General features: G+C 61.9%; 16 protein-coding genes. 9 read left to right on the forward strand and 7 right to left on the reverse strand.

Translation table 11 applies throughout. The features are described from left to right. From EN969_RS03280 to phoB, 4 genes are all read left to right on the forward strand, one after another. A partial coding sequence (locus EN969_RS03280) for an ABC transporter permease subunit (RefSeq protein ID WP_127418987.1) occupies nt 1-326 on the forward strand: 326 nt, incomplete at its 5' end. Between the two features lie 17 nt (nt 327-343). Beyond that, on the forward strand, nt 344-1,162 hold the full coding sequence (gene pstB / locus EN969_RS03285) for a phosphate ABC transporter ATP-binding protein PstB (RefSeq protein ID WP_013529271.1): 819 nt from the start codon (nt 344-346) through the stop codon (nt 1,160-1,162). Nucleotides 1,163-1,188: 26 nt separating this feature from the next. Further along, nucleotides 1,189-1,896, forward strand: a complete 708-nt coding sequence (gene phoU / locus EN969_RS03290) for a phosphate signaling complex protein PhoU (RefSeq protein ID WP_013529272.1) — start codon at nt 1,189-1,191, stop codon at nt 1,894-1,896. A gap of 16 nt (nt 1,897-1,912) precedes the next feature. Next, nucleotides 1,913-2,602, forward strand: a complete 690-nt coding sequence (phoB, locus tag EN969_RS03295; protein ID WP_010911896.1) for a phosphate regulon transcriptional regulator PhoB — start codon at nt 1,913-1,915, stop codon at nt 2,600-2,602. A 16-nt stretch (nt 2,603-2,618) separates the two neighbouring features. Here the strand turns inward: phoB and EN969_RS03300 are convergent, their stop codons facing one another. Next, nucleotides 2,619-3,866, reverse strand: coding sequence for an ROK family protein (locus tag EN969_RS03300; protein WP_063169146.1), 1,248 nt, complete (start codon nt 3,864-3,866; stop codon nt 2,619-2,621). A gap of 269 nt (nt 3,867-4,135) precedes the next feature. On the opposite strand from EN969_RS03300, the gene xylF reads away from it, so the two are divergent. From xylF to EN969_RS03320, 4 genes are all read left to right on the forward strand, one after another. Beyond that, complete coding sequence (xylF, locus tag EN969_RS03305) at nt 4,136-5,176, forward strand: D-xylose ABC transporter substrate-binding protein (RefSeq protein WP_013529274.1); 1,041 nt, start codon at nt 4,136-4,138, stop codon at nt 5,174-5,176. Nucleotides 5,177-5,318: 142 nt separating this feature from the next. Further along, nucleotides 5,319-6,671: a sugar ABC transporter permease gene (locus EN969_RS03310; RefSeq protein WP_063169145.1), complete on the forward strand. Its 1,353-nt coding sequence runs from the start codon at nt 5,319-5,321 to the stop codon at nt 6,669-6,671. 11 nt (nt 6,672-6,682) lie between these two features. Further along, a complete protein-coding gene (locus EN969_RS03315) occupies nt 6,683-7,483 on the forward strand; it encodes an ATP-binding cassette domain-containing protein (protein ID WP_063169144.1) in 801 nt (266 codons plus the stop codon). A 127-nt stretch (nt 7,484-7,610) separates the two neighbouring features. Beyond that, nucleotides 7,611-9,239, forward strand: coding sequence for a CHASE domain-containing protein (locus EN969_RS03320; RefSeq protein ID WP_063169143.1), 1,629 nt, complete (start codon nt 7,611-7,613; stop codon nt 9,237-9,239). 95 nt (nt 9,240-9,334) lie between these two features. Here EN969_RS03320 and EN969_RS03325 read toward each other — a convergent pair whose 3' ends face one another. From EN969_RS03325 to EN969_RS03350, 6 genes are all read right to left on the reverse strand, one after another. Then, a complete protein-coding gene (locus EN969_RS03325) occupies nt 9,335-9,580 on the reverse strand; it encodes a YMGG-like glycine zipper-containing protein (protein ID WP_013529278.1) in 246 nt (81 codons plus the stop codon). Between the two features lie 83 nt (nt 9,581-9,663). Beyond that, a complete protein-coding gene (locus tag EN969_RS03330) occupies nt 9,664-9,990 on the reverse strand; it encodes a hypothetical protein (RefSeq protein WP_013529279.1) in 327 nt (108 codons plus the stop codon). Nucleotides 9,991-10,111: 121 nt separating this feature from the next. Beyond that, nucleotides 10,112-10,291: a hypothetical protein gene (locus EN969_RS03335; protein ID WP_063169142.1), complete on the reverse strand. Its 180-nt coding sequence runs from the start codon at nt 10,289-10,291 to the stop codon at nt 10,112-10,114. 123 nt (nt 10,292-10,414) lie between these two features. Continuing rightward, the gene (locus EN969_RS03340) at nt 10,415-11,446 is read right to left on the reverse strand and encodes a sensor histidine kinase (protein WP_063169141.1); all 1,032 of its coding nucleotides are present in this window, start codon (nt 11,444-11,446) and stop codon (nt 10,415-10,417) included. A gap of 179 nt (nt 11,447-11,625) precedes the next feature. Continuing rightward, nucleotides 11,626-11,793 (reverse strand): DUF1328 domain-containing protein, encoded by a 168-nt coding sequence (locus EN969_RS03345; RefSeq protein WP_013529282.1) that lies wholly within the window; start codon nt 11,791-11,793, stop codon nt 11,626-11,628. A 227-nt stretch (nt 11,794-12,020) separates the two neighbouring features. Beyond that, on the reverse strand, nt 12,021-12,815 hold the full coding sequence (locus tag EN969_RS03350) for a response regulator (protein ID WP_013529283.1): 795 nt from the start codon (nt 12,813-12,815) through the stop codon (nt 12,021-12,023). Nucleotides 12,816-13,028: 213 nt separating this feature from the next. On the opposite strand from EN969_RS03350, the gene EN969_RS03355 reads away from it, so the two are divergent. Continuing rightward, on the forward strand, nt 13,029-13,232 hold the full coding sequence (locus tag EN969_RS03355; RefSeq protein WP_032809255.1) for a NepR family anti-sigma factor: 204 nt from the start codon (nt 13,029-13,031) through the stop codon (nt 13,230-13,232). Nucleotides 13,233-13,317 lie beyond the last annotated feature (85 nt).

Genomic DNA, 13,317 nt, shown 5'->3' on the forward strand with positions numbered 1-13,317 from the left:
CCTCCAAGATGCAGATGGTGTTCCAGCACATCCTGCCGCTTGCCGCGCCCGGCATCCTCACCGGCACCATCATCGGTCTTGCGCGCGCGCTCGGCGAAACCGCGCCGCTGCTGTTGATCGGCATGGTCGCCTTCGTCGCCGATCCACCGACGACGCCTTTCGATCCGGCCACCGCGCTGCCGGTGCAGATCTATATGTGGGCGAACGAGGCCGAACGCGCCTTCGTCGAGCGTATGTCCGGCGCCATCATCATCCTGCTCGTCTTCCTCATGGCCATGAACATCACCGCGATCGTGCTTCGGCGTCGGTTCGAGCGGCGCTGGTAGAAAAAAGGCATTTTGGTATGAACATCATGACCGAACAGTCCCTTGAAAACGCAGTGGGCGACAAGATGAAGTCGAACGAAGTGATAAAAATGCGCGGCGACAAGGTCGGCGTGTTCTACGGCGAGAAGCAGGCGCTGTTCGACGTCGATCTCGACGTCCGCCTGAACCAGGTGACGGCGCTGATCGGCCCCTCCGGCTGCGGCAAGTCCACCTTCCTGCGCTGCCTCAACCGCATGAACGACACCATCGATTCAGCACGGGTAACCGGCAAGATCACGCTCGACGAAGAGGACATCTACGACAAGAACATCGATGTCGTCGAACTCAGGGCGCGCGTCGGCATGGTGTTCCAGAAACCCAATCCGTTCCCAAAGTCGATCTACGAGAACGTCGCCTATGGTCCGCGCATCCACGGATTGGCCAAGCGCAAGGCCGACATGGATCAGATCGTCGAGTCCAGCCTGAAGAAGGCGGCGATCTGGAACGAGGTCAAGGACCGTTTGCAGGAACCTGGCACGGGTCTTTCCGGTGGCCAGCAGCAGCGCCTGTGCATTGCACGCGCCATCGCCGTGTCGCCCGAGGTGATCCTGATGGACGAACCGTGTTCGGCGCTCGACCCGATCGCCACCGCTCGCGTCGAGGAACTGATCGACGAACTGCGTCAGAACTATACGATCGTCATCGTCACCCATTCGATGCAGCAGGCAGCGCGCGTGTCGCAGCGCACCGCGATGTTCCATCTTGGCTATCTGGTCGAGGAGGGCGCCACCGACAAGATGTTCACCACCCCCGACGACAAACGCACCCAGGACTACATCACCGGCCGGTTCGGCTGATCTCTGGCATATGAGGGACGAAGATCATGGGTGAACATACCGTTGCATCTTTCGATGAGGATCTGGAGCAGATCAGCCAGCTGATCCGCGACATGGGCGATCTCGCCCGCTCGATGGTCGGTGGCTCGACCAGGGCTTTGCTCAATTCGGACAATGCGCTGGCGCAGCGGGTGGTTTCCGACGACGCCATCATGGATGCACGCCAGCGCGAGCTGGACGATCGTGCCATCACGCTGATCGCCAAGCGCCAGCCAATGGCCAACGATCTGCGTGCGGTGGTCGGTTCGATCCGCATGGCCGGCGACCTCGAGCGCATCGGCGACCTTGCCAAGAACATCGCCAAGCGCGTCGGCACTGTCGGGCTGAGCGTCACGCCGCACGACCTTTCGCATTCGATCGACGCAATGGCGCAGCTGGTGCTGATCCAGGTGCAGGGGGTCGTCGACGAGTATGCCGCCGCTGACGCGGCAGCGCTTGCCACGCTCAGAAACAATGATGAACGCATCGACGTCAAATACACATCGGTGTTCCGCGAACTTCTGACCTACATGATGGAAGATCCGCGCAACATCACGGCGTGCACGCACCTGTTGTTTTGCGCCAAGAACCTCGAGCGGATCGGCGACCACGTGACCAACATCGCCGAAAATGCCTATTATGTTTTGACCGGCACGCAGTTGCCAGCCAACCGTCCGAAGCAGGACGAGACGGCAATGTCCGCGCCAGCGGCATGACAGGGGTGACCAGCCGATGATCGCGCCACGCATCATGGTGGTGGAGGATGAGGAGCCGCTAGGCGTGCTGCTCCGCTACAATCTCGAATCCGAAGGTTACCAGGTCGAGGTGGTGACGCGCGGCGACGAGGCCGAAATCCGGCTGCAGGAGAACGTTCCAGACCTTCTGGTGCTCGACTGGATGGTGCCTGCGGTTTCCGGTATCGAACTCTGCCGCCGGCTAAGGATGCGTCCCGAGACCGAGCGGCTGCCGATCATCATGCTGACCGCGCGAGGCGAGGAAAGCGACCGCGTGCGCGGCCTCTCGACCGGTGCCGACGACTATCTGGTCAAGCCTTTCTCGACGCCGGAGTTCATGGCCAGGGTCAAGGCGCTGCTGCGCCGGGCCAAGCCGGAAGTGCTGTCCAGCGTGCTCAAGGTCGGCGATATCGTGCTCGATCGCGAATCGCACCGTGTCTATCGCAAGAAGAGCGAAATCCGGCTCGGGCCGACGGAATTCCGCCTGCTTGAATTCATGATGCGCCATCCAGGCCGCGTGTTCTCGCGCAGCCAACTGCTCGACAATGTCTGGGGCGAGACGATCTACATCGACGAACGCACGGTCGATGTGCATGTCGGCCGGCTGCGCAAGGCGGTCAACAACGGCCGTATGCCCGATGTCATCCGCACCATCCGTGGGGCGGGTTACGCCATTCGCGAGGACTGAACTCCCTCGTTTGAACTCACGCCACGTTCTTGCCGCCGAGACCGGATCTCGCCTGCACGCCCGGCGCAAAAATCTCCTGATCGACGAAGATTAGCGCCCGCATGGCGCAGCCTTCGCGGATCAGCGGCAGTTCGTTCGGCTCGGTGTCGAAGGAAATCGACTTGGAATGCTGGCCGCCGGCGGTCTGGGCAATCGCTTGCCGCAATGCCGGCTCGATCAGGTCGAAGGCGGCGGCGCTGACGCCGACCATGGCGACCGGCGCCGGATCGATCAGCGCGAACAGGCTGCCGAGGCCGTAGCCGAGCGCTTCGCCGGCCTTGCGATAGGCTTCCCGTTCGGGTCCGTCCCTTTCGCGGGCGGCGGCAGCCAGGGCGCGCATGTCGGCATCGCTGACATCGGCGACGGGTTCTGCATCCTCGCCCATCTGCCGCGCGTTGCGCCAGATGGCATAATTGCCGGCATAGGCTTCGACGCAGCCGCGCCGTCCGCAGCGACACAGCGCCCCGTTCGGCCGATGAATCATGTGGCCGAATTCGCCGCCCGAGGAATGGGTGCCGGTGAACAATTCGCCCTTCAGCACCAGCCCCATGCCGATGCCGTGCGACAAAAGGATAGCGATGAAATCGTCGCGGTAACGATCGGGGTCGCGCCAGCGCAGCGCCACCGCCATCATGTTGCAATCGTTCTCCATAATGGCTGGGATGCCGAACTCGTCTTCGAATATGTCGGCGAAGGCGATGTCGGTGTGCGGCGTGATCGGCGACCACAGCATGGCGCGGGCACGGGTGTCGGTGATGCCCTGGACGGCCAGCGCGATACGGGCGATGCTGCGCACGTCCAGGTCGGGATCTTCCAGGCGGCGCCGCACGATTGCCGTGCACTCACCGATCAGCGAGTCGCGCGACATCGTCAGCGTGTCGAGCCGGCGCTGTTCCTCGGATATTACCTGGCCGGCATAGTCGATGACGGCGACCGAGAGGAAGTTCAGCGACAGCACCACGGTCATTACCGCGGCCGCTTCCGGATTGAGGCTGAGGCCGACCTGCGGACGGCCGCGTTTGAGCGAGCCGGCCTCGCTCGGCTTGCTTTCGGTCAGGATACCTTCGACGATCAGGTCGGATGAGATCGCCGAGATCGTCGAATGGCTGAGGCTTGTGGTTGCGGCGATCTCGGTGCGCGACGGCTGTCCGGCGCGGCGCACCGCCGCGATCACCATCGCGCGGTTGCGGCGGCGCAAATCGTCGTGGCGGATTCCGACCGACATGCTCTTTCATATCCTCCCGGTCGCCGCGGTTCTTCCTGCCCTGGAACGCTGTCGGTGACGCGGTCAAATACTGGCAGAAGCCGCGCGCCGTGTCATTTATTTATTCCGAGGCCCGAAAAAAATTCGAAACGACATCAAAATCCATCAGAATCGATGTTGACAGCGTTCGGGCGTTGGCCCAGTATTTTTTCGAGGCTCGAAAAAATAGGGCCTTTGTGCCGGCCTTCGGGCCAGTTTGGTCGCGCCATACGCGGCGCAGGGAGGATAATATGAAAAGATTCACAGCCGCCATCCTGGCGGGTGCCGCCATGTCGCTGACGCTCGCGTCTGTCGCGCAGGCGAAGGACAAAGTCGTCGGCGTTTCGTGGTCCAACTTCCAGGAGGAACGCTGGAAGACCGACGAGGCCGCCATGAAGACGGCGATCGAGGCCGCCGGCGACAAGTACATCTCCGCCGATGCGCAGTCCAATCCCGGCAAGCAGCTTACGGACGTCGAAAGCCTGATCTCGCAGGGCGCCAATTCCCTGATCATCCTGGCGCAGGATGCTTCGGCCATCGGCCCGGCCGTGCAGAAAGCCCTGGACGAAGGCATTCCGGTCGTCGGCTATGACCGGTTGATCGAGAACAAGGATGTTTTCTATCTGACCTTCGACAACAAGGAAGTCGGCCGCATGCAGGCCCGCGAAGTGTTCAAGGTCAAGCCGGAAGGCAACTACGTCTTCATCAAGGGCTCCGGTGCCGATCCCAATGCCGACTTCCTGTTCTCGGGCTCGATGGAAGTGCTCAAGGAAGCCATTGACAGCGGCAAGATCAAGAATGTCGGCGAAGCCTACACGGATGGCTGGCTGCCCGCCAACGCCCAGAAGAACATGGAACAGTTCCTGACCGCCAACGACAACAAGGTCGACGCGGTGGTCGCGGCCAATGACGGCACTGCCGGTGGCGTCGTCGCGGCGCTGACGGCTCAAGGCTTGGCCGGCACCGTGCCGGTCTCGGGGCAGGACGGCGACCACGCCGCGCTGAACCGCATCGCCCTGGGCACGCAAACCGTGTCGGTGTGGAAGGACGCGCGCGAGCTCGGCAAGAATGCCGCCGAGATCGCCTCGCAACTGGCCGACGGCAAGAAGACGAGCGACATCGCCGGCGCCAAGGACTTCACGACGCCGGGCGGCAACACCGTCAAGTCGCTGTTCCTGACTCCGGTTGCCATCACCAAGGACAATCTCAACGTCGTCATCGACGCTGGCTGGATCAAGAAGGACGAAGTCTGCGCGGGTGTCGCTGCCGGCACCGTCGCGGCCTGTAACTGATCCGGACCACTTCGAAATATCTGAACGCCGCGGCCCAAAAGCCGCGGCGTTTTCTCAAAGAATTGTGTTTCCGCATCATGCGGATAGCTTCTAGGCTGGGCTCCGGCATGCGCGTCAGACGGCCAGCCGGTGGGAGGAAATCATGACCGACACGACGTCCAACCCGCAGGCCGATACGGCGCGCGCGTCGGAACTCGGCGCCGTCGCCCGGTTCCTGAAGGCGACCGAGATCGACACCCGGATGCTCGGCATGATCGGCGCGCTGCTGGTCATCTGGATTGGGCTGCATGTCATTTCCAGCCTGCGCCTCGGCGTCAACCCGCTCGATTTCGACAGCCGCACCTTTCTCACGCCGCGCAATCTGTGGAACCTGTCGGTGCAGACATCCGCGGTCGCCATCATGGCCTGCGGCATGGTGCTGGTCATCGTCATGCGCAACATCGACCTGTCGGTCGGTTCCGCCGAGGGCCTGATCGGCATGGTGATGGGATTTGCCCAGGTGCATTTCCTGGTGCGTTTTGTCGGGCTCGAACTCGGCAATCCGTGGATCTGGGCCCTGGCGCTGGTCATCGGCCTGGCGCTCGGCCTGTTGATCGGCGCCTTTCAAGGCTTCGTCATCGCCTATCTCGAAGTGCCCGCCTTTATCGTGACGCTGGGCGGCCTGCTGGTCTGGCGCGGTGCTGCCTGGTGGGTCACATCAGGCCAGACCGTGGCGCCGCTTAACGCCACCTTTCAGCTGATGGGCGGCGGGCCGGCGGGATCGATCGGCGCAACCTGGAGCTGGGTTGTCGGGATCGTCGCCTGCCTCGCCGTGGTGTTTGGGCTGTTCAACGGGCGGGTGCAGCGCAAGCGTTTCCGTTTTCCGCTACGTCCGATCTGGGCCGAGGCGCTGCTCGGTGTCGTCACCTGCGGCGCCATCATGGGTGCGGTCTGGCTCGCCAACTCCTACCCCTGGCCGATCGGCATCGTGAACAGATATGCGGCCGCCAACAACATCACCGTTCCCGAAGGCGGCCTGTTCATCGCCCACGGTATCGCCATACCGGTGCTGATGGCGGTCGCCGTCGGGCTGGTCATGACCTTCATCACCAACCGCACCCGTTTCGGCCGCTATGTCTTCGCCATCGGCGGCAATCCCGAGGCGGCCAATCTCGCCGGCATCAACACGCGCTGGATCACCATGAAGGTGTTCATGATCATGGGCGTGCTGGCCACGATTGCCGCGGCGATCTCCTCGGCCCGGCAGAATTCGGCCACCAACGTGCTTGGAACGCTCGACGAGCTGCTCGTCATTGCAGCCGCCGTGATCGGTGGCACGTCGCTAGCCGGCGGGTCGGGAACGATCATCGGCGCCATGCTCGGCGCCCTGCTGATGCAATCGCTGCAGTCCGGCATGGTGCTGCTTGGTGTCGACTCGCCGCTGCAGAGCATCGTCGTCGGCGCCGTACTGGTGATCGCCGTGTGGCTCGACACCGTCTATCGCAAGCGCGTCTAGGAGGGCATGCCATGACTGACAAGACTGCTCCTGCAGCCACCGCGCTGATCGACATGAGGAACATCTCGATCGCGTTTGGCGGCATCCGCGCCGTCGACGACGCCTCGATCGATCTTTTCCCCGGCGAGGTCGTGGCGCTGCTCGGCCATAATGGCGCCGGCAAGTCGACATTGATCAAGATCCTGTCCGGCGCCTACAAGCGCGATTCGGGCCAGATCTTCGTCAACGGCGAGGAGGCATCGATCTCCAACCCGCGCGACGCCAAGAAATACGGCATCGAGACGATCTACCAGACGCTGGCGTTGGCCGACAATGTCGACGCCGCCGCCAATCTGTTCCTCGGCCGCGAGTTGATGACCGCCTGGGGCACGCTCGACGACGTTGCCATGGAGGCCGAGGCGCGCAAGGTGATGGGTCGGCTCAATCCCCGGTTCCAGCGTTTCAAGGAGCCGGTGATCAAGCTGTCGGGCGGCCAGCGGCAATCGGTGGCGATCGCGCGTGCGATCCTGTTCAACGCCCGCATCCTGATCATGGACGAGCCGACGGCCGCACTTGGTCCGCAGGAAACGACGCAGGTCGGCGAACTGGTCAAGCAGCTGAAGTCCGACGGCATCGGCATCTTCCTGATCAGCCACGACATCCACGATGTGTTCGAGCTTGCCGACCGGGTCTGCGTCATGAAGAACGGCCAGGTGGTCGGCACCGCCCGCACCACTGATGTCACCCAGGACGAGGTGCTGGGCATGATCATTCTGGGCAAATGCCCGCCAGGCGCCATTCCCGGACCGGGCGCGCTGAAGATCGCGGCCTGAGATCAAGCCAGATCGCGGTTGCCGGACACGTGATATGCCAGCCGTAGGGATGGCTTGGCCTTGGCATTGTGTTGGCAGGGCGACTTGCGCATAAAGGTCCGACATTGCTCAGGGACCGCACGATCCGTTGAAGAAGCTTTTCCCGATCATCGCCTTTATCGCCGTCGCGCTGATCAGCATGGTGATGGCAGGTTTTGCCTACTTCGCCACGCAGGAAGCCGCGCGCATCAAGTTCGAGGCGACTGCCGACGATGCGCTCAACCGGATCGAGAGCCGCATCGACCTGCATCTGTCGCTGCTGCGCTCGACGCAGGCCCTGTTCGACGCCCGCAATGGCGATATTTCTCGCAATGAGTTCAAGGCCTTCTTCACCGCGCTCGATGTCGACAAGAATTTCGCCGGCTTGCGCGGTATCGGCTTCCTCAGGCTGGCAAAGACGGGCGACGAGGCGACGGTCGAACGCGACATGCTGCACGATTATGGCGTCAGTCATCCAATCTACCCGGACACCACGCAACCCTGGCGCACCCCTATCGTGCTGTTCGAACCGCTGGATCCATCCAATCAAGCCGGCATCGGCTACGACATGTTCAGCGAACCGGTGCGGCGTGCGGCGATCGAAAAGGCGATGTCCGACGACCAGCAGCATGCCAGCGGGCTGGTGCAGCTGGGCCAGGACACGGGCGCCGCGCAGACGTTCACCGGCTTCTTCGTTTTCGTGCGGCTCAATGTCGAAACCGCTCCCGACGTCATCAATGCTTCGAGATCCTCGACATCAGGTTTTCTCTATGCGGCCTTCCGGGCTCGCGATCTGTTCCAGACCGCGCTCAGCCGGTCGCCGCTTTTGCCGGTCAACACCGAAATCTATGATGGCGATGGTGCCGTGAACGGCGACAATCTGTTGTTCCGGTCGGAGACGCCGCCGGCTTCCACTTTCGGGAACAGGCTGCTGGTCACGCGAAAGATCATCGTCGCCGGACAGCCATGGACTGTCCTGTTCCGGCCGACAAGCGCCTTCTCGCAGCCGTCGTCGCGCGCCATTCCGGTGATGCTGGGGCTGTTCGGCCTGCTGTTGGCGGGCGCAATCGCGCTTGTGGCGCGCTATCAGGAGCGGGCCTATGAGGCAGCGTCGCGATTGCACGAAACGACGGAAAAGAGCCTGATCGAAAAAGACCTGATGCTGCAGGAGATGAAGCATCGCATCAAGAATTCGATCACCAGGGTGCTGGCGATCGCGCGTCAGACGGCATCGCGGGCGACCGACGTCAACGAGTTTTCAGCGTCCTTCTCGGCTAGGCTGCAGGCGATGGCGGCCTCCCAGGACATGCTGACGCGCTCACGCTGGCAGAAGGCCGATCTTGGCGATCTCCTGCGCATCGAGCTGGGTCAGGTGTTCGGCAAGGAGCTGCCCGATGAGCTGTTGTCGGGACCACAGGTGCTGCTCGACGAAACCACGACGCAAGCGCTCGGCCTGACCTTCCACGAACTGGCGACGAATGCGCTGAAATACGGCGAGGCCGGCAATTCCGTTGGGGCGCTGAAGGTGGACTGGTCGCTCGAAGGCCGAGGGCGCGACAGGGTGCTGGCTCTCAACTGGCGCGAAAACGGGCAGAAGAAACTTGAAGCGCCCGCCGAGACCGGATTCGGCACCAAGCTGATCGACCTCAACGTGACGCGCGAATTGCGCGGTACGATCAAACGGGATTACCAAGCCAATGGGCTGAACGTGGAAATCAAAATTCCACTCGCCAATTGAGCGCGACCGTTGCCGACAAGGGGGAAGCATCCAGACATCAAAAACCCGGAAGCCGGCGGACCGGCCTCCGGATCGACGTTTCGATTATCGCCGAATTAGTTGCAGCGAGCCGTGTAGATCCGGCCGCGATGATCGCGATATTGGCAATAGCCGTTGCGCAGGTTGCGCACCAGCAGGCCGGAACCGGCACCCACGGCCGCGCCGATCAGCGCGCCCTTACCGCCGCCGACCAAGCCGCCGACACCGGCGCCGATCAAGCCGCCGCCAACCACGTCCTTCTCAGTCGAGGTGCAGCCGCTGACCGCGACCACCGCAACCAGGGCAATAATCATCTTCCGCATAGAGTCACTCCTCACTTTGTGTCCTCACTTTAGTAAGCTCCAGCCGCCATTTAGCATGAAATGACGGCCTTTGCTGCTGCAATCTATTGTTGGTGAAGATAGTCTTTTTCTGGGCGTATCGTGTTCGATGCCATTACCAGGCTGGAAATTGCCAAAGACGCGTCAAGCGTACCATCGGCGCGCACATTCCAGACGATCTGATCATAGTCGTCCTCAAGCGCCGGATCGACCGCAAGGCATTTGGCGACGATGTGGTCAGCCTGCCCTTGCACGTCGCCCAAGACGAATGGGCGTTCGGCCACGCATTGCTCGGCCGTCGCGAAAACGCTTACGGGCACCTGGAGTTCACGGCAGTCGGCCATCGTGTTCGAGCAACCGATGACCAGCAACAATGCAGCGATATGTTCCATGGCGAGAAGTCCTCTCGCCATAGTAACGGTCTACATTCGCCAAAGTTCCTGGCTGGCTTGATCGGCCGGGGAAATAAGATGGCGCTACAGCCGATTCGGCCACCGGCCGAAACGAGGTGGCCTAGTAGACCAGTTGGTGCAGGGCGACCGCCATGATCACCGCCACCAAGGCCAGCGCAACTAGGCGCAAAGCTCCGTTGGGAACAGGAGCCAGCGGTGGCGTGGAAGCCTCTGAGTCCTCAAACTCGCCCATGGAAATCCGGGCGGCCTGCTCCAGTCTGTTCATGTCGGCAACCGTCAAGGCATTCCTCCCACCATGCTGTAAATCCTGCTGCGGAAATGTTCGGTGATGCAACAAGTTCCAGCGGTATCTGGGAAAAACAGCATCTGCTTTTATGGTGAACGGCGGGTTAAGGAAGGTCGCTCAATCCGTCTCGAAATTGCCGTGCGGAACGACAAGGCGGTATTCAAGGCGGCCAGCCGCGATTTCGAGCGTCGCCGTTCCGTTCAGTGACGCCGGCACGACCCGTTCGAGTGCGACGCTGCCGAAGCGCTTCTCGCTACGCCTGACATCACTGGCGCCGATTGCCTCCGCCCATGTCAGGGACAGGGAGGTTCCCGTGTCGTCGGCGGTCAGGTTGGCTGTAACATTGACGTACCCGCCGGGCCGCGACAGGGCGCCGTAGCTCACCGAATTGACGGCGAGTTCATGCATCGCAAGGCCGATATGCAAGGCAGCGTTGGGATTGAGATAGGGGTTTGCCCCCTGAAACCTCAGGCTCCGAACCGGATCGCCGCCATAGCGGCCAACCTGGCCCGATACGAGTTCGCGAAGTGCTGCACCCCGCCAGTTGGAAGAGGTCACGAGATCCTGGGACGAGGCCAGCGATTGCAGCCGGCCGCGAAAGCGTGTCAGGAAATCGCCGATGCTGTCGGAGTAGCGGCCGGTCTGGGTGGCTATGCTCTGGATGATCGCCAGCAGGTTTTTCGAGCGATGGCTCACCTCTCGCAACAGCGTCGTCAGGGTCTGCTCGCGGCGCTTCTGCTCCGTCGTCTCGACCATCGTGGTGACGACGCCTTGCACGGTGCCACCATCGCCGTGATCGGCATCGATCCACACCTCGAACCAGCGGCTGCCATCCTCGACGGGAACGCTGATCTCGAGACGTTGGGGGTTGCCGGATGCAATGACGTCGCGCTTGGCCGCGCCGATGCGGTCGGCCTGCGCCTCCGGCAGGATGCCGATGCTGTCGGCGGTGTCCGAAACCCAGGGCGCACGCATGTTGCGCGCCCATACGGTTTTCATCTCGCGATCCTGGTAGAGAACGGAAATGCCGGCATTGTGCAACGCGTGAAGAAGAGCACGGCCGAGCTGCATGCCGCTGTCGGCGGGATGGAGGGCGATGACTTCATCGCTTTGCACGGCGTCTTTCCTGTTTCCGGTCCTGGAACCCATCGGCCAATCTGTCCACCCAATTCAGGCTGAACGGCTCATCGTTGAATGGGTTCCAAACAGGTTTCCGGAAAACCCGCCGCCAAAAACGGTCCGCCGGACGGCGTCCTTTGAGGGACACCGCCCGGCGGTGGCTGGAAACCGTTTGAGGGGTGCGGCTTCCAGTGTTCGGCCGTCCGTCCTTACGAAGCCCGTTTGAACAGGCCCGCAAGAAGCGAAATGACCAGGAAGGCGAGGAAGATGAAAAACAATATCTGCGCTATGCCGGCGGAGGTACCGGCGATGCCGCCGAAACCAAGCGCGCCGGCGATGATGGCAACGACGAGAAATACGAGCGCCCAGTAAAGCATGATCCATCTCCTTCGAATGGTGCGATGAAAACGTGGGTGGTTGCGGTTTGTTCCCACCCTTTGCCGAAAAAGACCGTGCTTGCAAATCGTTCGAGCGGAACCGCAGGAATTCACCGTCGCCGCCCGGGTGCATCAGGCGGCACGAAGTGACGAATTGATCATCTGGAGAGATTCGGGAGCGAGGCTATCGCCTTGGGTTCGTCAATTCCTCCACTCCCAATTCCCGACTATGCGGCGGCTTTCGCCTGCCGGTCAAAGAACAGTGCCTGGCTGATCAGCGCCTTGACCATGTCGGGATTGAACGGCTTGGTGACCAGGAAGGCCGGTTCCGGTCGTTCCCCAGTCAACAGGCGCTCGGGGAAGGCGGTGATGAAGATGACCGGCACCGACGTCGATGACAGGATTTCGTTCACGGCCTCGATGCCGGAACTGCCGTCGGCAAGCTGGATGTCGGCCAGCACCATCTTCGGCCGCGTCTTGCCGAACATCATCACTGCCTCGGCATGGGTGCGCGCCGTTCCAACGACGCGGTGCCCCAGGCTCTCGACCATTTCTTCGATATCCATGGCGATCAGCGGTTCATCCTCGATGATCAGAACGTCGGTTGCCACCTGACGGGATATCTCGTTGCTCGCCTGCGCAAGCAGCTCTGAAAACTCCTGGTCACCGACGTCAAGGATCTCAGCCGCTTCCTCCTCGCTGAAGCCTTCGACCGCCACGAGCAGGAAGGCCTGACGGGGCCGCGGCGCGATCGCATTCAGATTGGCGGCGGTGCGCTGTTCCCACGCCGATTGCGCCTGTTCCTGTGGAACGCGGATGGCGACCGATGTGAAAAGCTTGGCGAAAACCTTGTACAGCGCGATGCGGTCGCTCGATGCTTCGGGAAATATCTCGATATCGGCGATGATGGCTTCAAGCATCGCAGCGACCAGCGCGTCACCACTCTCTTGCGACCCGGAAACAGCCCGCGAGAAGCGGCGCAGGAAGGGCAGATGTGGTGCGATGGTGGCGGATAAGCTCATGGTAAGACGTCTCCCTCAGAATGACGCGATTGCGTAGCAGGTCAAGCTGACTGCAAGCCGTGATAACGCGGATTTTTTGAAAAAGTTCCACCTCGACGGAACAAAAGCCGGGGAGTGGCGTTTGTGGTGGGGATGGGCAACCAGACGAGGGCGCCGCTTGCGTTGTGTTGAGTACGGTAAGAGCGGCTTGAGCGCTGGGAATACAAGGGCAAAATGAAGGATATGACGAAAGATATTCTGACTGGCGCCGAGAGCAGGCGCCGGAACGGTTCTGGTGACGCTCTTGGGCCGAACTCCGAAATCGGACGCAAACTCAAACAATATTACGACGCGCTGGTCTCCGACGATGTGCCGGATCGCTTTTCCCAGTTGCTTAGCCAACTGGAACAGGCTGAACCCGCACAGAAGAAGGACTGAGGCATGGCCGCGGTCTCACAAGGCCTCAAGACTGATCTGCTGGGGGCAAACCCAAGACAGCGCGCGTGTGCCGAGTCGCTGACGC

Origin of the sequence: Mesorhizobium sp. M7A.F.Ca.CA.003.01.2.1, assembly GCF_003998945.1 — a bacterium.
GTDB lineage: Bacteria > Pseudomonadota > Alphaproteobacteria > Rhizobiales > Rhizobiaceae > Mesorhizobium > Mesorhizobium ciceri.